Annotated in this window: 18 protein-coding genes; all 18 read right to left on the bottom strand. The window is 46.7% G+C overall.

The annotated features are described in order from the left end of the window. Positions 1–2: 2 nt before the first annotated feature. Positions 3–893 (bottom strand): dipicolinic acid synthetase subunit A, encoded by an 891-nt coding sequence (gene dpaA / locus NYE62_RS08520; protein ID WP_007409808.1) that lies wholly within the window; start codon positions 891–893, stop codon positions 3–5. 156 nt (positions 894–1,049) lie between these two features. Beyond that, the gene (locus tag NYE62_RS08515) at positions 1,050–1,307 is read right to left on the bottom strand and encodes a YlmC/YmxH family sporulation protein (RefSeq protein WP_003154176.1); all 258 of its coding nucleotides are present in this window, start codon (positions 1,305–1,307) and stop codon (positions 1,050–1,052) included. 78 nt (positions 1,308–1,385) lie between these two features. Further along, positions 1,386–2,621 carry a pitrilysin family protein gene (locus NYE62_RS08510; protein WP_095352144.1) on the bottom strand — a complete coding sequence of 412 codons (1,236 nt, stop codon included), beginning with the start codon at positions 2,619–2,621 and terminating at the stop codon, positions 1,386–1,388. 39 nt (positions 2,622–2,660) lie between these two features. Continuing rightward, positions 2,661–3,620, bottom strand: coding sequence for a polysaccharide deacetylase family protein (locus NYE62_RS08505; RefSeq protein WP_015417486.1), 960 nt, complete (start codon positions 3,618–3,620; stop codon positions 2,661–2,663). Positions 3,621–3,732: 112 nt separating this feature from the next. Then, positions 3,733–5,856, bottom strand: a complete 2,124-nt coding sequence (gene pnp, locus NYE62_RS08500) for a polyribonucleotide nucleotidyltransferase (protein ID WP_007611468.1) — start codon at positions 5,854–5,856, stop codon at positions 3,733–3,735. A 174-nt stretch (positions 5,857–6,030) separates the two neighbouring features. Continuing rightward, positions 6,031–6,300 (bottom strand): 30S ribosomal protein S15, encoded by a 270-nt coding sequence (gene rpsO, locus NYE62_RS08495; protein ID WP_003154182.1) that lies wholly within the window; start codon positions 6,298–6,300, stop codon positions 6,031–6,033. A 165-nt stretch (positions 6,301–6,465) separates the two neighbouring features. Continuing rightward, positions 6,466–7,407, bottom strand: coding sequence for a bifunctional riboflavin kinase/FAD synthetase (ribF, locus tag NYE62_RS08490; RefSeq protein WP_007611467.1), 942 nt, complete (start codon positions 7,405–7,407; stop codon positions 6,466–6,468). A gap of 19 nt (positions 7,408–7,426) precedes the next feature. After that, on the bottom strand, positions 7,427–8,356 hold the full coding sequence (gene truB, locus NYE62_RS08485) for a tRNA pseudouridine(55) synthase TruB (protein ID WP_095352146.1): 930 nt from the start codon (positions 8,354–8,356) through the stop codon (positions 7,427–7,429). Between the two features lie 84 nt (positions 8,357–8,440). Beyond that, positions 8,441–8,794 (bottom strand): 30S ribosome-binding factor RbfA, encoded by a 354-nt coding sequence (rbfA, locus tag NYE62_RS08480; protein ID WP_003154185.1) that lies wholly within the window; start codon positions 8,792–8,794, stop codon positions 8,441–8,443. Positions 8,795–8,810: 16 nt separating this feature from the next. Then, complete coding sequence (locus NYE62_RS08475) at positions 8,811–9,089, bottom strand: DUF503 domain-containing protein (RefSeq protein WP_003154188.1); 279 nt, start codon at positions 9,087–9,089, stop codon at positions 8,811–8,813. Next, positions 9,086–11,236, bottom strand: a complete 2,151-nt coding sequence (gene infB, locus NYE62_RS08470; protein WP_015417484.1) for a translation initiation factor IF-2 — start codon at positions 11,234–11,236, stop codon at positions 9,086–9,088. The genes NYE62_RS08475 and infB overlap by 4 nt, the downstream gene beginning before the upstream one ends. 19 nt (positions 11,237–11,255) lie before the next feature. After that, positions 11,256–11,558, bottom strand: coding sequence for a YlxQ family RNA-binding protein (locus NYE62_RS08465; RefSeq protein ID WP_003154192.1), 303 nt, complete (start codon positions 11,556–11,558; stop codon positions 11,256–11,258). Between the two features lies 1 nt (position 11,559). Then, positions 11,560–11,835 (bottom strand): glucose-induced regulator RulR, encoded by a 276-nt coding sequence (gene rulR / locus NYE62_RS08460; RefSeq protein ID WP_003154193.1) that lies wholly within the window; start codon positions 11,833–11,835, stop codon positions 11,560–11,562. Between the two features lie 13 nt (positions 11,836–11,848). Then, positions 11,849–12,970 (bottom strand): transcription termination factor NusA, encoded by a 1,122-nt coding sequence (nusA, locus tag NYE62_RS08455; protein ID WP_003154195.1) that lies wholly within the window; start codon positions 12,968–12,970, stop codon positions 11,849–11,851. Positions 12,971–13,009: 39 nt separating this feature from the next. Continuing rightward, positions 13,010–13,480 (bottom strand): ribosome maturation factor RimP, encoded by a 471-nt coding sequence (gene rimP / locus NYE62_RS08450; protein WP_342497359.1) that lies wholly within the window; start codon positions 13,478–13,480, stop codon positions 13,010–13,012. 239 nt (positions 13,481–13,719) lie between these two features. Beyond that, a complete protein-coding gene (locus NYE62_RS08445; RefSeq protein WP_040238135.1) occupies positions 13,720–18,033 on the bottom strand; it encodes a PolC-type DNA polymerase III in 4,314 nt (1,437 codons plus the stop codon). Positions 18,034–18,144: 111 nt separating this feature from the next. After that, positions 18,145–19,839 carry a proline--tRNA ligase gene (proS, locus tag NYE62_RS08440; protein WP_342497358.1) on the bottom strand — a complete coding sequence of 565 codons (1,695 nt, stop codon included), beginning with the start codon at positions 19,837–19,839 and terminating at the stop codon, positions 18,145–18,147. A gap of 31 nt (positions 19,840–19,870) precedes the next feature. Beyond that, the gene (gene rseP, locus NYE62_RS08435; protein WP_007611459.1) at positions 19,871–21,139 is read right to left on the bottom strand and encodes an RIP metalloprotease RseP; all 1,269 of its coding nucleotides are present in this window, start codon (positions 21,137–21,139) and stop codon (positions 19,871–19,873) included. Position 21,140 lies beyond the last annotated feature (1 nt).

Raw genomic sequence — 21,140 nt, 5'->3', positions numbered from 1 at the left:
GGTTATTTCCCCTCTTTCTTTAAGTCTGCCAAAAGCTTGCTCAATACGTTCGCAATAATCTGTCCGGCTGTTTTCGGGGCCACAATTCCCGGAAGACCCGGAGCAAGCAGCGCTTTAATGCCTTGTTTTTCAGCATATTTGAAATCCGTTCCGCCCGGACGGGATGCTAAATCCAAAATCAAGGTCTTCGGCGTCATGCGCGATAAAACGCTTTGATTCAGAATCAAGCTCGGTACGGTGTTAATGCAGATATCAATATCATTTACATGTTCAGTAAGCTCTTCAAGTTGAAAAGGAGAAAGCCCCATTTCCGTTATACGGGCCAAATGAGCCGAACTCCGCGCGCCCACTTTTACCTTCGCCCCTAACGCCGCAAACGTCCGGGCGATCGTCATACCGGTGCGCCCCATGCCGAGAACGGCGACATTTGATCCGTGAATGGTATAATCCGTATGCTGAATCGCCATCATGATTGTTCCTTCAACAGTGGGAATCGAGTTGAATATCGCGATATCGTCCCGTTCAAATAATTTCACAAGTTTGCGGCCGGCTTCGCTGGCGATCCCCTCAAGATACGCGTTGGAGATGCCTGAATAAATGACGCAATGCTCCGGTGTCCGCTCAAGATAGCTCTGCTTTAATACCACTTCTTCATTTGAAAAAACCGTGGAAACAACGCCTTCTCCGGTCGTTGCCGATACGGGCAGGATGATACTGTCTATTTTTTGAAAGGGAATCTCATCAATTTTGCATTTGACGGTTCCTGTAAAACCGTCATCCAATTGGTCAAACCCTGCAAGATAAATATCGGCATGCTGTTCTGTCAGCTTTCTTATAATCTCAAGCTGTCTTGCGTCACCGCCAATGATCGCAATTGTCAATCCGGTTAACATCTGAAACGTTCACCTTCTTTACAGTTACTGGATCTTTTAAGTGTCATCCTCCTCTTCATCGTATGTGCAAAGAGAAAGGGCGGTGAATGTACAGCGTCTTTTTCATGAAAAAAGCACCGGCTGTATGAGCCGGTGCTTGCAAAAAATGAATAAGATCTACTCTTCGGGAGGCGTGATCTCCCCCGGAACGTCTAAAATGATCATGTCTGACCCGATTTTTTGGATATGGTTCCAGGGGACGCGGATGTCGTGGCCTTGTTTTCGCAATCCGAACCATTTTACCGTCGGTATCAACAGCGCGGTAATTTGTCCGTCCTGTTCATTAATTTCCAAATCGGTCTGGCCGAGCACGCCGAGCCGCTCTGCCCGTTTAATGTCCACAATTTCTTTACCTGACAGTTCACTGAGCCTCATGATAGCCACCCCCTTGTACTATATGACCCGGAGCAAAAAAAAATGCCTGCCCCGTATAGAGGCAGACTGCTTTTCCGATTAAGACGAGGCCGGCATATTGCCGGTCGGGCTGATGAGCGATAGTGCGTAATCATCCGTAAATAAGCGGCGGCTGAGGCCGTTGACGCTTTCCAGGCTGACCGCATTTAATTCAGTGATAATTTCATCCATGGTCTTATGCTTTCCGAGCAGGAGTTCGTTTTTCCCGTTCCGGCTCATTTTGCTGTTTGTGCTCTCTAAGCTGAGCATTAAGCTCCCCTTCATTTGCTCTTTGCTGTTTTCCAGCTCTTTCGGGGTGATACCGTCACGTTTTAGAACCGATAACGTTTCCTGAATGGTTTCAGACAGAAGGCCGAGCTGATTCGCGCCGGTGCCTCCGTAAATCGTCAGCATACCGCTGTCTTCATAGGAACTGTGATAGCTGTATACAGAATAGGCCAGTCCTTTATCTTCGCGCACATCCTGGAAAAGACGGCTGCTCATGCTTCCGCCCAGCACGTTGTTTAAGACGATCAAATCGTAAATGTCCGGGTCTCCGACTTTCAGGCCTTTGAAACCGAGACAGAGATGCGCCTGTTCGGTGTCTTTTTTTCTGGTCAGCTTTTCATAATGAAACTCAGGCTCGCTGATGCCGCTTGCTTTGCCCTTCGCTTCGTATGTACCGAACCATTTCTCCACGTCTTTAATGAATTGTTCCGTTACATTTCCGGCGACAGAAATGACGACGCGGTCCGGCGTGTAAAAGTCATCCATATGCTGTCTGAGAGAATCACCGTTAAATGACGAAAGCGTTTCCTCCGTCCCGAGAATCGGGTAGCCGAGCGAATGATTGCCGTATGTCGCTTTGCTCAGCAGATCGTGGACAATGTCATCCGGCGCGTCTTCATACATTTTAATTTCTTCATATACGACGTTCTTTTCTTTTTTGAGCTCACCTTCGTCAAAAGCAGAATGAAAGAACATATCAGCCAGCACATCAAGTGCGTAGTTTGCATGCTCATCCAGCACTTTGGCGTAATAGCACGTATATTCTTTTGAAGTGAAGGCATTCACTTGGCCGCCTATCCGATCGAAGGATTCTGCGATTTCACGTGCGGACCTGGTATTTGTTCCTTTAAAAAACATATGCTCAAGAAAGTGCGAAATACCGTTTGTATCCGGCGTTTCATGACGTGACCCCGTCCCGATCCAGACGCCGATTGCCACAGACCGCACCGTTGGATTATTTTCAAGCACAACTCTTACACCGTTTTGGCATGTATAGCGTTTTATCAAGTCTGTTCCTCCTATTCAAAGACAGGCAACTGCCGCCTGCTACTTCATCAGCCTGTTTTCATCCATTAAGTCAGACACTGAGCCGAGCGCGTAGCCTTTTTCTTTGATTTTTGCAATCAGTGTATCCAGGCTTTTCGCAGTCGGATCAGTCGGATGCATTAAAATCATGGCTCCGTTATGTATTTTGCTCAACACCCTTGTTTGTAAAACAGCGGGAGACGGTTTTTGCCAGTCAATGGTGTCAACGGTCCACATGATGGTGCCCATTCCTTTTTCCGCCGCAAGGTCGACCACGGCTTTTCTGAAGCTGCCGCTTGGCGGCGCAAACCATTTCGGCTTCATGCCGAGCGTCTCGCTGATTTGTGCATTGGTTTTGTCAAGCTGTTCGGAAATGCTTCCTGAAGTCAGTTTGCTCATATCAGGGTGATTGTATGAATGATTTCCGATTTCATGTCCGTCTGCCGCTATTTTTTTCCCCAGTTCCTGATTGTTTTTCAGCCATTTCCCTTCAAGAAAGAAAGTTGCTTTGACCTGGTGCTGCTTCAGAATAGGCAGCATTTGCTCCACGTATTCATTTCCCCAGGCGACATTTATCAGGAAAGCGACCATCGGTTTGTCGGGATTTCCTTTATAAATGGGTTCGGGCGCGAGAGAATCAAGATGGACTTTCGGTTTTACCTGCTCATAGACAAGGCCGTCTTCGTGAAATTCTCCGTCCTTTTTCATTTGTTTATAGGATTTTTCCACATTGACTTTTAAACCGTTATATCCCGGTATACTCTTCCATATTTTATCAATCCGCGCGTCTTGCGGCTTCACTTCATACTCTGACGCTTTTTGCAGTAATTCTTCATAGAGCGGATCTTTTGATGCTGACACAGTTACAGCGTCTTTTTTCATTGCGTCTATGTAATCAACTGTATACGGATTTTTTAACATTTCAAACGAAACAAAAAAAAGAAATAAAAAAACGGCAAACGGCACGAATTTTTTCAACATGTCCTTCCCCCCTCACCACACATTATGTATGAGGAGGACAAGGTAGAACCCGTCTGTTGTCTTTCTCAAAATAAAGAAGCCGGGTCTCCCAGGCTCCTTGTTAGGTTTTCATTTAAGATTGTTGTTGTTCCTGTTCTTTTTCTTTCTCTTCGCGCAGCACTGCTTTACGCGACAGATTCACTCGTCCCTGTTTGTCAATTTCAGTTACCTTCACAAGGATTTCGTCACCGATTTTCACAACATCCTCAACCTTGCCGACCCGTTCGAGCGCTAGTTCAGAGATGTGAACGAGACCGTCTTTTCCGCTGAAGATTTCAACGAAAGCGCCGAATTTCTCAATCCGTTTGACTTTACCGAGGTAAAGCTGGCCGACTTCGACTTCTCTGACAAGATCTTCGATGATTTTTTTCGCTTTTTGGTTGCTGCTTTCATCAGTAGAAGAAATAAAGATGGTGCCGTCTTGTTCAATGTCAATTTTAACACCGGTATCTTCAATGATTTTGTTGATTTGTTTACCGCTCGGTCCGATAACGTCACGGATTTTATCCGGATTAATGTTCATCGTTAAAATTTTCGGCGCATATTGAGAAAGTTCTTTTCTTGATTCACCAAGCGTGCTGAGCATGCTGTTCAAGATTTCCATTCTTCCTTTTTTCGCCTGCTGAAGCGCTTCTTCAAGAATTTCTCTTGAAAGGCCTTCAATTTTAATGTCCATTTGCAGCGCTGTCACGCCTTTTTCCGTGCCGGCTACTTTAAAGTCCATGTCACCGAGGGCGTCTTCCATCCCTTGAATATCCGTTAATACCGTATAGTACTCGCCTGATTTCACAAGTCCCATCGCGATACCCGCAACAGGGGCTTTAATCGGAACACCTGCGTCCATCATGGCAAGCGTGCTCGCGCAAATGCTGGCCTGTGAAGTGGAACCGTTTGATTCAAGCACTTCGGATACGAGACGGACCGTATACGGGAAGTCTTTTTCATTCGGAATGACCGGCTCAAGCGCACGCTCTCCAAGAGCACCGTGACCGATCTCACGGCGTCCCGGTCCGCGCATCGGGCCTGTCTCCCCTACGCTGAACTGCGGGAAGTTATAATGATGCATAAAGCGTTTTGATTCTTCCACGCCTAAACCGTCAAGAATCTGAACGTCCCCAAGGGCGCCTAATGTACAAACGCTGAGCGCCTGCGTCTGTCCTCGCGTAAACAGCCCGGAGCCGTGCGTTCTCGGCAGAAGGCCGACTTCTGAAGAAAGCGGGCGGATTTGATCAACGCCGCGTCCGTCCGGACGGACTTTTTCTTCTGTGATCAAACGGCGCACTTCGTTTTTCACGAGTTTAGACAGTGTCTGTTTCACTTTTTTAATCGTATCTTCATCATGCTCTTCTTCTTCGAATTTCGCGACAACTGCATTTTTCACTTCATTGATCGCGTCTTCGCGAGCATGTTTTTCGTGAACCTGAATGGCGCTGAGAAGATCCGGCTCCGCAAGGCTTTTTACTTTTTCGCTGAGCTCTTCGTCAATTTCATACAGTTCGATTTCCGTTTTCTCTTTGCCGACTGCCGCGACGATTTCTTCTTGGAATGCGATCAGGCGCTTAATTTCTTCGTGACCGAACATAATCGCCTCAAGCATGATTTCTTCAGGAACTTCATCCGCTCCGGCTTCCACCATGTTGATGGCGTCTTTTGTGCCTGCAACGATGAGGTTGATATCACTTTTTTCAAGCTGGTCAACCGTCGGATTGATGACGAATTTCCCGTCAATGCGGCCTACCGTCACACCCGCGATCGGGCCTTCAAACGGGATATCGGAAACGCAAAGAGCGAGTGATGAACCGAACATTGCAGCCATTTCAGATGAGCAGTCCTGATCAACACTCATGACAATGCTGATGACCTGTACTTCGTTGCGGAATCCGTCTGCGAAAAGCGGGCGGATCGGACGGTCAATCAGACGGCTGGCTAAAACGGCCTTTTCACTTGGACGGCCTTCTCTTTTAATAAAACCGCCCGGAATTTTACCTACTGCATATAATCTTTCTTCATAGTTAACGGTAAGCGGGAAAAAATCTAGCGGTTTCGGTTCTTTTGATGCGGTTGCTGTGCTGAGCACTGCAGTATCGCCGTAGCGGACCATGACAGCGCCGTTTGCCTGTTTGGCAAGCTGGCCGGCTTCTACTGTAAGCTGTCTGCCGGCCCAATCTATGGTAAAGACATGTTTCTCTTGTCCCATTCGATTACGAGCTCCTCTCTTAATGTGTGAAATAATCAATTACTCCTATTATGAACGAAATGAATTGAACATATCAATGTCAAAGTAGTATGTAAAAGGATTTCATTGTTTTTTTATTATTATTTTTTTCGCTTTAATACGATAAAAAAGCGGGAATCCTCCCGCTTTTTACGATTATCGACGTAAGCCTAGTTTGTTAATTAACTCACGGTAACGAGTTACGTCTTTATTACGCAGATACGTAAGAAGATTACGACGTTTACCTACCATTTTAAGAAGACCGCGACGTGAGTGGTGATCTTTCTTGTGAGTACGCAAATGCTCGTTCAAGTTGTTAATTGAGTCTGTTAGGATAGCGATCTGAACTTCTGGAGATCCAGTATCAGATTCGTGTGTTTTGAACTCACTGATGAGTTGATTTTTACGCTCTTGAGTAATTGCCATCCTGTTTCACCTCCATATCATAATTAGCCCCAGTTACCTAGCAACCGTCGGTGACTTCGGATTGCCAAGCAATGGTTTTAAGACTACGAAACATATGATACTAAAAATCGCGCCCATATGCAAATCTTTTAGAAGAAAATTTGTGTACTTTTGATGTTTTTTCCGTTATTTGCTGAAAAAACGGATCGCTTCTTGTTTGTCTTTCCCGATCTGAGCCGTCAGTTCATCGATGCCGTTAAACTTCCGTTCGCTTCGGATTCGTTTGTACCACTCGATTTTAACGTCTTCTCCGTATACATCCTGCTGAAAATTAAACAAATGTACTTCAATTGACGGCTGATCGGGACGCTTTTCATAAAAGGTCGGTTTGTAGCCGATGTTGCAGACGCCTTCATACACCTCGCCTTTTATTTCGGCTTTCACTGCATACACGCCTGTCGGCGGCACGATATAACTGTTGTGCAGGCCGACATTCGCGGTCGGAAAACCGATGGTGCGGCCTCTTTTGTCTCCGTGAATCACAGTGCCCCGGATAAAATACGGCTGGCCGAGAAGAGTGTGCGCAAGTTCAACGTCACCATCCTGCAGCGCTGACCGGATATAAGTGGAGCTGATCTTTCTGTCCTGCTCGGTCTGTTTCTCGACAGTCGTGCATCCGGCCTTGCCGTTTAAATCGTCCGGCAGCGTCTCCATCGTGCCTTTTCCGTATTTTCCGTACGTAAAATCGAAGCCTCCCACAGCGTGACGCGCGTTTAACCCTAAAATATACTCCTCGGCAAACTGTTTTGGAGAAAGAGACGCAAACGCTTCATCAAACTTTACGACATACAGCACATCAGCGCCTAAACGCCCGATCTGGCTGATTTTATCTTCAAGCGGCGTAATCAGATCCTTTGGCTCTTTGTCCCTGCCCAACACATGGGAAGGGTGGGGATGAAACGTCATAACGGCCAGCGACAGGCCTTTTTCTTCGGCTATTTGTCTGGCTGTTCCGATTACTTTCCGGTGTCCCAAATGAACGCCGTCAAAGTAGCCGAGCGCCATGACAGACGCCGGCTGCTCTTCTTTTTGTAAATGATGCGGATGAGAAATATGTATCGTCTTCACAGAACGGTCACCTTTTTTCTTATTGTTCGCTTTTTTGCATGAGCACTTTAGCCGGTTTCAGCAGTCCTTTTTTTGAAGGATGCGGCATATAAATGGCCACACATTCTCCGTCTTCAGTACAGACCGCTATACGGGCGTCAGCTGTCATTGCAGAAAATTCCGCCGGGATGTCAAACACTGACCCGTTTTCAGCTTTCTTAGCTAATGTATCACTTATGACCCATTTCGGCAAATGATTGAGCGCTCTTTCAATCGGCACGGCATGCTCTGCAACCGTTCCGTCTGAAACCTGCTGTTCAAGTTCCTCAAACGTGAAACACTCATCAAGGCTGAAATCGCCGGAAGCGGTGCGGATGAGATGCGACATATGCGCGGGATAGCCGAGTTTTTCACCGATTGTCACCGCCAATGTTCTCACGTAAGTGCCCTTTGAGCACGTGACTGTAAAGCGGAATGATGCTGTGTCTTCTTTATAAGTGACAGGGGAAGTGAGCGCGATATCTTCAATCGTGATATTCCGCTTCGGCCGCTCCACTTCAATACCGGCTCTGGCGTATTCATAGAGCTTTTTCCCGTTGACCTTTACAGCGGAATACATCGGCGGCACTTGCTCCTGCGGTCCCTTCAGTTCGTCTAAAACGGCTTTGATATCCGCTTCTTTCAGCGGCTCCTTGACAGATTTTACGCTGACCGTTTCTCCAGTCTGGTCTTCGGTCGATGTGGAGAAGCCGAGAGTGATCTCAGCATCGTACGTTTTTGACTTGTCGGTGACGTACTCAACAATCTTTGTGGCCCGTCCGACACAGATCGGCAGTACGCCTGACACTTCCGGATCAAGCGTTCCCGTATGTCCGACTTTCTTTGTTTTTAACAGTTTTCTTATTTTCATTACACAGTCGTGAGAAGTCATGCCGACCGGTTTATGTAAAAGGAGAACTCCGTTAACCATATGTCTTTCGCTCCTTTGTTATCAATTGTATCCCGTAAAACGCAGAAAAGAGGACAGACGACACTCGCCCATCCTCTTTCCTTGTTATTCAGACGGTTTATCTGAATGCAGTTCGTGAATCAATGTTTCAATACGGTTGCCGTACTCAATTGATTCATCAAATTCAAATTCAAGCTCAGGCGTTTTGCGGAGTCTGATTCGGCTGCCGATTTCGGAACGGATAAATCCTTTCGCTTTCTCAAGCCCTTTCAGCGCCTCCTCTTTCTTTTTCTCTCCGCCGAGAACGGAGATATACACCTTCGCTATTTGTAAATCACCTGAAACACGTACGTCTGTTACAGTGAGAAATCCGATTCTCGGGTCTTTCAGCTTTCGGCTGATAATATCCCCGAGCTCTTTTTTCATCTGCTCGCCGACACGGTTTGCTCTCATACTCAATTCAATCACCTCTAAGTTAAAACCACTCTGTTCTAGTGATCGTCCGTTCTATTTCGGGAAAGGAGTCAATAAACGCGAGTACGCGCTGGATCTCCTTTTCCGCCTGAACGTGAGAGGAGGAGACGACGGCGATTCCGAAGCTGGTCCGCTGCCAAGTGTCCTGATAGCCGATTTCTGCGGCCGACACGTTGAACTTATTCTGAACCCTCGTTATAATCCGCTTCAGAACGGCTCGTTTCTCCTTTAATGATCCCGCATCATAAATGATGCATTCACATTCCGCAAATCCGATCACTTTCTTTCGATTTCCTGCATGACATACGCTTCAAGGATGTCGCCTTCGCGAATGTCATTGTATTTCTTAATTGTAATACCACATTCATATCCTTGTGAAACTTCTTTCACATCATCTTTGAAGCGTTTCAGAACGTCTACTTCCCCTTCGAAGATGACCACGCCGTCACGGATCAGGCGGAGTCCGCTGTCACGTGTAATATGGCCGTCTGTTACATATCCGCCGGCAATCGTACCGATTTTCGACACTTTGAATGTTTGGCGCACTTCAACCTGGCCGATGACTTTTTCTTCGTATTCAGGATCAAGCATTCCTTTCATCGCCGCTTCAATTTCTTCGATGACTTTGTAAATGATACGGTGAAGACGGATATCTACATTTTCAGCTTCAGCCGTGCTCTTAGCATTTCCGTCTGGGCGCACATTAAACCCGATAACGATTGCATTTGAAGCAGATGCGAGAATGATGTCTGATTCCGTAATCGCACCGACGCCTGTGTGAATGATTTTCACTTTTACGCCTTCTACTTCAATTTTTTGAAGAGCGGCTGTTAACGCTTCGGCTGAACCTTGAACGTCAGCTTTTACGATTAAATTGATGTCTTTGACATCGCCTTGTTTAATTTGTTCAAACAGATCATCGAGGCTCAGCTTCGCTTTGTCGCTGCGCTGTTCTTCCAGTTGCTTGGAAGCGCGTGCTTCACCGACAGAACGGGCTGTTTTTTCGTCTTTAAAGACGAGGAATTGATCGCCAGCCTGCGGTACGTCGTTTAAGCCCGTGATTTCTACAGGTGTGGACGGTCCGGCTGTTTTCACGCGGCGGCCGAGATCATTGACCATGGCCCGCACGCGGCCGAATGTATTTCCGACAACGATCGGATCTCCGACATTCAATGTTCCCGTTTGAACGAGAAGTGTCGCGACAGATCCTCTTCCTTTATCGAGCTCAGCTTCAATAACCGTTCCTTTTGCCTGACGGTTCGGATTGGCTTTCAGCTCTTCCACTTCACTGACAAGCAGAATCATTTCGACAAGCTCGTCAATTCCCTTGCCTGTAAGAGCGGACAGAGGAACGAAAATTGTTTCTCCTCCCCATGCTTCAGGAACGAGTCCGTATTCAGTCAGCTCCTGCATGACACGGTCAGGGTTCGCGCTTTCTTTATCCACTTTATTCACGGCAACGATAATCGGAACCTCAGCCGCTTTCGCATGGTTGATGGCTTCGACTGTCTGCGGCATAACGCCGTCATCAGCCGCTACGACTAAAATGGTAATATCAGTTACTTCCGCACCGCGCGCACGCATTGTTGTGAACGCCGCGTGTCCCGGAGTATCTAAGAACGTGATTTTTTTGCCGTTTTCTTCGATCTGGTAAGCCCCGATATGCTGGGTGATTCCGCCGGCTTCACCTTCAACAACTTTTGTTTTTCTGATGCTGTCAAGGAGGGTCGTTTTCCCGTGGTCAACGTGGCCCATGATCGTCACGACAGGCGGACGGATTTGAAGATCTTCTTCTTTGTCAGCCTCTTCATATTTTTCAAGCTCAGTTTCTTCAAGCACAATCACTTCTTCTGTTTCTACACCGTATTCAGATGCGATCAGTTCGATTGTGTCTTTGTCAAGCTCCTGATTAATGGTAGCCATTACGCCCAGAAGCATCAGTTTTTTAATGAGTTCAGACGGCTCTTTGCCCAGTTCCTCGGCTAAAGCTCCGACTGTTAAAGAGCCGGAAAACGTAATTTTCTCAGGAAGCTCTTTTTTCGGCTTCAGCGGTTTTTGCTGATACTGATTTTTGTTGTTATGATTGCGTTTGTTTTTGTTTTTGTTGTTGTTGTTATTCTTCTTGTTTTTGTTAAATTGATTATTCTGCACGTCATTCTTCTTTCCGTCTCGAATTTTGTTTGGTTGATTCCCAGCAGGCTGCTGATTAATCCCTTGCGGCTTGTTTTTGTTCGTTTCCGCAGGCTTCTGAGATGTAACGCCGGCGCCGCCTTTTTTAAATTTCGCATCAAGCTGCTTAATGGTCTTTTCTTCAAGCATTGCCATATGGTTATTTACTACTATATCCATGTTTTTCAGCGCAGTCAAAATTTCCTTGCTTGAAACATTGATGGCTTTTGCATATTCGTAAACTCTCATTTTAGCCATTCGTTCACCCCCAAAAATATTAATCGAGCAAGCTGATCAGCTTATTCGCAAAACCTTGGTCAGTGACGGCGACAACGACACGTGATTCCTTGCCGATAGAGCGGCCGAGATCAGCGCGGCTTTCGACTTTTTTATAAGGCACTTTATAATAATTGCATTTATCGGATACTTTTTTTGCAGTATTCGCAGATGCATCTTCTGTCAGCAGAACAAGTTTTGCACGCGCATTTCTAATTTCTTTTATAACCAAGTCCTCGCCCGACACGACCTTACGAGCTCGATTGGCCAGACCCAGCAAGGGAAACCATTCCATTCCAGACATGTTATTTTTTCACCTTTTCCGCCAGTTCCAGCAATTCTTCGAAAATCTGGTCATCGATTTGTGATTGAAATTGATTTTGCAATGTGTTTTTCTTTTTCGCAGCTAAGATGCATTCTTTCTCAAGGGTGATATAGGCACCCCGCCCGTTCTTCTTTCCGGTCGGATCGACTGAAATCTCTCCTTCTTTAGAACGGACAATTCGGATCAGTTCCTTTTTAGGCTTCATTTCCCCCGTTACCACGCATTTGCGCAGAGGAATTTTTTTTCGCTTATTCACCTAAAGTCACCTCTTATTCATCCGATTCGGCTGTTTCAGGCTCCATAAAGAGCGGCTCTAAATCGTCATCTTCTTCATGCTCTCTCGGATAGATGCCAAGGTCTCTTGCATCCGTTTCACTTTTGATATCGATTTTCCAGCCTGTCAGTTTCGCAGCTAAGCGGGCGTTTTGCCCTCTTTTTCCGATTGCCAGAGAAAGCTGGTAATCAGGAACGATGACAGTCGTGGCTTTTTCTTCTTCGCTGACGATGACATCCAGCACTTTAGACGGGCTGAGCGCATTGGCAACAAATTCAACCGGATCATCAGACCAGTTGACGATATCAATTTTTTCGCCTTTCAGTTCATTGACGATCGCCTGCACGCGCTGGCCTTTAGGACCGACGCATGAACCGACCGGATCAACGTCAGGATCATCAGTGCGGACGGAGATTTTAGAGCGGTCGCCCGCTTCTCTGGCAACGGATTTCAGTTCGACCGTTCCGTCATAAATTTCCGGCACTTCGATTTCAAAAAGACGCTTCAACAGACCAGGATGCGTTCTTGATACATAGATCTGAGGCCCTTTTGTCGTTTTTTCGACTTTTGTAATAAATACTTTAATCCGATCGTGCGGTTTATAGCTCTCATTCGGCATTTGTTCATTGACGGGCAGCAGCGCTTCAATCTTGCCGAGAGACACGTAAATAAACTTGCTGTCTAAGCGCTGTACAATTCCCGTCATGATGTCTTCTTCACGATCGATAAATTCTGAGTAAATCACGCCGCGCTCAGCTTCACGGACACGCTGCGTCACCACTTGTTTCGCCGTCTGCGCAGCAATGCGGCCGAAGTCTTTCGGCGTTACTTCTATTTCAACGACATCTCCGACAAGGTAGTTCGGATGGATGTGCTGGGCGTCGTCAAGCGAGATTTCAAGTCTTGAATCGTATACCTCGTCTACGACATCCTTTCTTGCGAACACGCGGATCGTGCCCGTCTCACGGTTCAGATCGACCCGTACGTTTTGCGCCTGGTTAAAATTTCGCTTATACGCGGAAATTAAGGCAGCTTCAATTGCTTCGATGATAATGTCTTTACTGATGCCTTTTTCTTTTTCAAGAATAGTGAGAGCATCTAATAGTTCACTGCTCATGTTAGCGGTCTCCCCCCTTAAACACTAATACTTCATTCATTAAAATGTTACAGCTAATCTTGCGTTAGCTATTTTTTCATACGGAATATTGACCCGTTTCTTTCTTGTTTTGACCGTCATCTCTATTGTAACAGTTTGTCCATCGAATTCAGCCAATTTGCCTTCAAACACTTTTAAACCGTCAATCGGTTCGTACGTTTTCATGTACACATTTTTGCCCAGTGATTTTTCGAAGTCGGTTTTTTTCTTTAATGGACGCTCGGCTCCAGGAGAAGATACTTCAAGAAAGTAGTTCTGGGTGATCGGATCGGCCTCATCCAGCTTTTCGCTTAACGCTTCGCTGACTTTGGCGCACTCCTCAATATCAACACCGTTCTCGGAATCAATAAACACGCGAAGGAACCAGTTTTGACCCTCTTTGACAAATTCAATGTCTACGAGTTCAAGCTGAAGGTCATCCAGTATGGGCTGAGCCATTTCTTGAACGGTATCAGTCACTTTTTTGCTCATGTTTTTCCTCCTTGTGCTGTCGATATCATATCAGCCGTTCCTCTGCATAAAAACCCTGCTTCAAAAGAGCAGGGGCATTGAGAAAACGATGGACATGTCGAGGCAAAATTGCCTGTTCAATACAAAAGAGCGGGTTTCCCCACTCTTTGCCTCGGTAATCGTTAGCATTTCCAATAAAACTATACCATAACCATATATTTAATGCAAATCAAACTCCGCTCGGAGGCTGTGCACAAAGCTTAAAACAGAGACAGCTGATTTTGGTCCGGAAGCGACTCAAGACAGCCGTGACGGTCTAAATACTCTAAAATGGTTTTTGACACTTTTCCGCGTTTTTGAAGATCCTCTTTTGAAAGGAACTCCCCTTCTTTCCGCGCTTTCACAATATTGAGAGCGGCGTTGGTTCCGAGTCCCGGAATTGAGTTGAACGGCGGGATGAGACTGTTGCCGTCAATGATAAATTCCGAAGCGCTCGAACGGTATAGATCGACCTTCTGGAAGGAATAGCCGCGCTCACACATTTCAAGCGCAAGCTCTAACACGGTAAGGAGGTTTTTCTCCTTCGGCGAAGCATCAAGCCCTTTAGAGCTGATATCATCCATCACCGCTCTGATGGCGGTCGAGCCTTTAATCATTGTATCAATGTCAAAGTCATCTGCGCGGACGGTAAAATACGCAGCATAATATAAAAGCGCGTGATGTACTTTAAAATAGGCAATCCGCACCGCCATCAGCACGTATGCGGCGGCGTGAGCTTTCGGGAACATGTATTTGATTTTTTTACATGAATCAATATACCAGTTCGGCACATTGTTCTTTTTCATTTCTTCTTCCCATTCCGGCGTCAGGCCTTTGCCTTTACGGACGAATTCCATGATTTTAAAGGCCAGTGAAGGCTCAAGGCCCTGATAGATCAAGTAAACCATAATGTCATCACGGCAGCCGATCACTTCGCTCAGTTCACACGTATTGTTGTGTATCAGTTCCTGCGCATTGCCGAGCCATACGTCCGTTCCGTGAGAAAGCCCGGAAATCTGGACAAGCTCGGAGAACGTAGTCGGCTTCGTATCCTCAAGCATCTGCCGCACAAATCGCGTCCCGAATTCAGGAATGCCGAGCGTCCCCGTTTTACAGCCGATCTGCTCTTCAGTGACGCCTAGCGATTCTGTGCCTTGGAAAATCTTCATAACTTCCGGATCATCTGTCGGAATCGTCTTCGGATCAATTCCGCTTAAATCCTGAAGCATCCGGATGACGGTCGGATCATCGTGCCCTAATATATCAAGCTTCAGCAGGTTGTCATGAATGGAGTGGAAGTCAAAATGAGTCGTTTTCCATTCAGACCCCGTCGCATCTGCCGGGAATTGTATCGGTGAAAAATCGTAAATATCCATGTAATCCGGGACAACGATAATCCCCCCCGGGTGCTGGCCGGTCGTTCTCTTAACGCCGGTGCAGCCTTGCACCAGACGGTCGATCTCCGCGCCGCGCATGTGCAGGTTGTGATCGCCCGCATAGCCTTTCACATATCCGTAAGCCGTCTTTTCCGCGACGGTGCCGATCGTTCCCGCGCGATACACGTTATCTTCACCGAACAATACTTTCGTGTAGTTATGGGCATGCGGCTGGTACTCACCTGAGAAGTTCAAGTCGATATCGGGTACTTTGTCACCTTTAAAGCCTAAGAACGTTTCAAACGGGATATCATGCCCGTCCTTTTTCAAAGGTGTGCCGCAAGACGGGCAGCTTTTATCCGGCAGGTCAAAACCGGAACCGACTGATCCGTCATTAAAGAATTCGGAATATCGGCAGCTCGGGCACACGTAGTGCGGAGCGAGCGGGTTCACTTCAGTGATTTCCGTTAAGGTCGCCACAAGCGATGAACCGACGGACCCCCGGGAGCCGACGAGATAACCGTCATCCAGAGACCGTTTTACAAGCTTATGAGAGATGAGATAAATAACGGCGAACCCATGACCGATGATACTTTTTAATTCTTTTTCTATTCTCGCTTCCACAATTTCGGGAAGCTCTTCACCGTAAATGCTTCTGGCGCGCTGATAGCTCATTTCACGGATTTCTTCATCAGCCCCGTCAATTTTCGGCGTGTACAGATCGTCTTTGATCGGTTTGATCTCATCGATCATCGAAGCGACTTTCTGCGTATTGTCAACCACGATTTCTTTCGCTTTTTCCGCACCGAGGAAGGAGAAAGCCTCCAGCATTTCATCTGTCGTTCTGAAGTGCACTTTAGGCAGTTCGTGTCTGTTTAACGGGTTGGCGCCGCCTTGGGAAGATATTAAGATCTTCCGGTAAATTTTATCCTCATCGTTTAAATAGTGGACATTTCCCGTAGCCACGACCGGCTTATTCAATTTTTCTCCGAGCTTCGTGATGTTGGCGATGATTTCTTTCAGCGCTTTTTCATCCCGGACGAGCTCAAGCTGCAGAAGGTGTCTGTATACTTCCGGCGGCTGCACTTCAAGATAATCATAGAAGGATGCGATATCTTCAACCTCTTCGGGAGATTTTTGCATCATGCCTTCAAAGACCTCACCCCTGTCACAGGCAGAGCCGATTAACAGACCTTCTCTGTATTTATTAAGCTGCGACCTCGGAATGCGCGGCACTCTGTAGAAATATTGAATATGAGAAATGGACACGAGCTTAAACAGATTTTTAAGGCCGGTCTCATTTACGGCAAGCAATGTAGCGTGATAAGGTCTTGATCTCTGATAAGCATTGGATTGTCCCATATTCTCATTCAGCTGATCATGATAAAAAATGTCTTTTTCAGCGGCATCTTTGAGCATTTTCAACAGCAGGTAGCCCGTTGCTTCAGCGTCAAAGACCGCTCGGTGATGCTGGGTTAATTCGATATCAAACTTCTTACATAACGTATTTAAGCGGTGATTTTTAAACTCAGGATACAGGAAACGCGCGAGTTCCAGCGTATCAATGACCGGATTTTTCGCTTTTTCCGTTTTCAAAAGTCGCTTGTACGCCACATTTAAAAATCCCATATCAAAGCTGGCGTTATGAGCCACAAGCACGTCATCGCCGATCCATTCTTTAAAATCCCGGACGACGTCAACGACATCGGGAGCGTCGCGGACCATGTCGTCCGTAATCCCGGTAAGCTCTATCGTCGTTGCTGACAGCGGATGGTGCGGATTGGCGAACGCTTCGAATTTATCGATAATTTCTCCGCCTCTTATTTTGACTGCGGCAAGCTCAATGATGGTGTCATACACTGCGGACAGACCTGTCGTTTCAACGTCAAAGACGACGTATGTGTCTTCTTCCAGGAGACGGTGAGCTGGATTGTATGCGATCGGAACGCCGTCATCTACGATATTGGCTTCCAATCCGTAAATCATTTTAATGCCGTGTTTTTTCGCGGCGGAATAGGCATCCGGGAAAGACTGCACAACGGCATGATCAGTTAACGCAATCGCTTCATGTCCCCATTTTTTCGCCTGTTCGACAAGTTTTCCGACGCCCGTTACAGCATCCATTTGGCTCATCGGAGAATGCAGATGAAGCTCAACCCGTTTTTCGCCTTCAGGAGCGGTGTCTTCACGGGTTTTGGCTTTTATTTCATTCACGTCATTTGCAATCATGACGAGGTCTCTGACGAATGTATCGTTTTGAATGCTTCCCCGCGCCTTCACCCACATGCCTTTTTTCAGCGTTTTCATCAAAGCGGCGTCTTCTTTTTCTCTGGCGAACATTTTTACTAAAATGCTGTTTGTATAGTCCGTGATTTTGAAAATGCAGAGCGTGCGTCCGCTTTTCAGCTCGCGTGTTTCAGCATCAAACACAAACCCCTGCACCGTAATTCTTCTTTCTTCATCCATGATGCTGTCAAGCGTCCGGATTTCTTCGTTCTCTTTAATTTGATAGCCGATGACAAGCGGTCCGGACGGTGCCTGATCCTCATCGCCCTCTTTTTCCTTCTTCTCCATCTCGATAAGCGCCTGCATCGCCCGCTCCTGATCTTCAGCAAGCTTTTGCTCGCGGAATTTCTGGACTTCTTGGTCAGATACGAAAATTTCGGTATCCAGCTGCAGTTCCGGAAAGCCGAATTGGCGGTAGCTGTGCTGAATCAGCGCGAAGTATTTATTTTTGAGCGCAGATGCTTCTGTATCTGTTTTTGTTTTCACGATCAGTTTGTTTCCCTTGAGCTTCGGCTTCTGCTGATTCAAAAGAGCCACCATCGGCGGCGAGGTTCCTTCAAGCTCTTCAATACAGCGTGTCCAATAATCCTGTACAAGCTCCTCTGTCACTGTAGGGTCGATGACCTGAACAGACGATGTGACACGGGCGATGTGAGCAAACGATTGTGTTAACCTCATCATGAATGAATCATATATTTGATACGGCAAAAGAGCCTTAAAGCGAAATTGGAAATGCCAGGCCTTTTCTGCTTTATGGATTGTCAGTTTATCAATCTCTCCGTCTTCAAAGTATGTCATGAAGGTATCATCTGTCATATTAAGCTGCTGCAGAAGAATCTGAAACTGTCTTCTGTTTACTGATAACTGTTCCATTCAGACAGTATCCCTCCCTTAAAACATCATAAGTGAAGGTACCTCCGCAGGTGATGAGGTACCTTCTTTTTTCTCTATTTTAACATGATTTTGTATGATTCGTTATGGTGATTACTTCGTCTTAATAAATTCAGAAAGCTCATCCACTGAAACTTCGGCAGATTCACCGGTTTTGCGGATTTTCACTTCTACGATGCCTTCGTCGGCACGTTTTCCGACAGTGATGCGGATCGGAAGGCCGATCAGATCAGAATCAGCAAACTTCACGCCTGCGCGTTCAGCGCGGTCATCGTATAATACCTCATAACCTTCCGCCTGGAATTTGCCGTAAAGCTGTTCAGCAAGCTCTTTTTGGGCTTCGTTTTTCATATTCAGCGCCAAAATATGAAGATCATACGGAGCAACGCTTTTCGGCCAGATCAAGCCTTTTTCGTCGTGATGCTGTTCAGCGATGGCTGAAAGCGTTCTGGACACGCCGATTCCGTAACATCCCATCAGCATCGGCTGCGCACGCCCGTTTTCATCAAGGTATGTCGCATTCATCGCTTCAGAGTAACGCGTGCCGAGTTTAAAGACTTGTCCGACCTCAATCCCTTCAGCGAAACGGATCGTGCCTTTTCCGTCAGGTGACGGATCGCCTTCCTGAATGATTCGAAGATCGGCATATGCTTTTACTGACGCGTCACGTTCGATGTTTACGTTTCGGTAATGACGGTCTTTTTCATTCGCGCCGCTAACGGCGTTTACCATTACTTTCACGGCTTGGTCGGCATAAATCTCAATGTCGCCGGCAGCGCCGATCGGCCCCGCAAATCCCGGCTCCGCGCCAAGTTTCTCCGCTACTTCTTCATGAGACGCAAGCTCAACCACTTCCGCGTTCAGAAGGTTTTTCACTTTCACGTCATTGACCTCATGATCGCCTCTTACTAACACGAGAACAAATCGGTCATCAGCTTTAAACAGCATTGATTTGATGCAGGCGCTCGGCTCGATCTGCAAGAACGAAGCGAGCTCTTCAATGCTTTTGACATTAGGCGTATCAATTTTCTCCAATGCCTCGGGGGTTTCATCTGACGGCTCGCTGTTCATGACAACTTCCGCCATTTCCGTATTGGCTGCGTAAGAGGATCCATCGGAATAAGCGATGGTATCTTCCCCTATTTCAGAAAGAGCCATAAATTCATGCGTGTCTTTTCCGCCCATCGCGCCCGAGTCGGCAATAACGGGACGGACGTTTAATTCACAGCGTGCGAATATGCTGCTGTATGCGCCGTACATGTTTTGGTATGTTTCCTCCAGACTTTCTTCAGAAGCATGGAAAGAATACGCATCTTTCATGATGAATTCGCGTCCGCGCAATAACCCGAAACGCGGGCGTTTTTCATCTCTGAATTTAGACTGGATCTGGTAAAGAGTGAGCGGCAGACGCTTATAAGATTTCACCTCATCGCGCACGAGAGAAGTAATGACTTCTTCATGTGTCGCGCCTAAAGCAAATTCACGGCCGTGGCGGTCTTTCAGACGCATTAATTCAGGCCCGTACGTATACCACCTGCCCGATTCCTGCCATGTTTCAGCCTGTTGAAGGGCCGGCATCAGCATTTCCACCGCGTTGATTTTTTCCATTTCTTCACGCACGATCTTCTGAATGTTTTGAATGACCCTGTAAGCCAGGGGCATATAGCTGTAAACCCCGCTCGTATTTTGTCTGATAAATCCCGCTCTCAGCAGAAGCTTATGGCTTTTTGCTTCAGCATCAGCCGGCACTTCTCTCAGGGTCGGAATAAGCGTCAAACTTTGTCTCATGTCTTCGCACCTCTGATTTTTTACTAGTCAATTATAAGAATAAACGCTGGATATCGTTCCATGTGACAACCAGCATAAGAAGCATTAAGAAAGCTACGCCGATAAATACGACAAATGCTTCCTTGTCACGGTTTATCGGCTTGCCGCGGATTGCTTCAATGAATAAAAACAGCAGCCGCCCGCCGTCAAGCGCCGGTATCGGCAGCAGGTTGACAATTCCCAGGTTGATGCTTAAAAACGCCGCAAACTGGAATAGGTTGATAATACCGGTTTTTGCAACTTGATCCGTCATATCATAAATGCCGACAGGACCCGAAAGCATATCAAGCTTAAACTGGCCTGTCACAAGTTTGCTCAGATTGGTCAGAATCGCTTTTGTGACATCAACGGTAGATGTCGCGCCATAGGCAATCGCTGCAAGCGCGCCTTTTTCAGTCGGCGCATAAGAGCCGAAGCGGCCGATTGTTTTTTTATTTTCATCTTTTACAGCTTCAGGTGTAACCGAGATATGAAACGATTTGCCGTCCCGTTTGACGGCGACATCGATTTTTTTTCCGGGATTTTCTTTTACCGCTGTCACGATGTCTGTCCATGACCTCATTTTTTCACCGTTAATGCTCTGGATATAGTCGCCTTCTTTTAAACCGGCAGCCGCTGCGCGTCCATTGTCTGTCAGCTTCCCGAGCTCAGGCTGATTCGAAGGCACGCCTTGAATGAATCCAAGCATGACGAGAATGACATACGCTAAGATGAAGTTCATTATCGGACCGGCAGCAATCGCCTTAATCCGCTTCCATACGGGTTTAGACCCGAATTGTCGATTGTAAGGCGCAATCTGCACTTCTTCTCCGTCTACGATAAAAAAAGAGGTCTGACTGACAGTAAAGCCCGCCAGTTCATCTTCTTTCCCCTGCTCGTACCCGGTAATCTTCATTTCGTGCTCAAGATCAGCCGTCTCCACCTCGATAATTAAAGCGTCGGGATATTTTTCCTTTTGATTAATGATGACTTTTTCCACTTCGTCATCTTTATTAAAAAGAAGCCCGACGGTATAACCGGGTTTGACTTCAATCATCTCCGGGTCTTCACCGGCCATGCGGACGAACCCGCCGACCGGAAGGAGTCTGATCGTATACACGGTTTCATTCTTTTTAAATGAAAAGATTTTAGGGCCGAAGCCGATCGCAAATTCACGGCAAAGGATTCCCGCTCTTTGGGCGAGCAATAAATGCCCCAGCTCATGGAAAAAAACGAGCGTTCCGAAAATAATAATAAACGCGATAACTGTATTCACGAACATA

This window comes from Bacillus sp. FSL K6-2861 (assembly GCF_038630725.1).
Taxonomy (GTDB): Bacteria; Bacillota; Bacilli; order Bacillales; family Bacillaceae; genus Bacillus; species Bacillus velezensis.
This window is presented reverse-complemented; position numbering and strand designations above follow the sequence as displayed.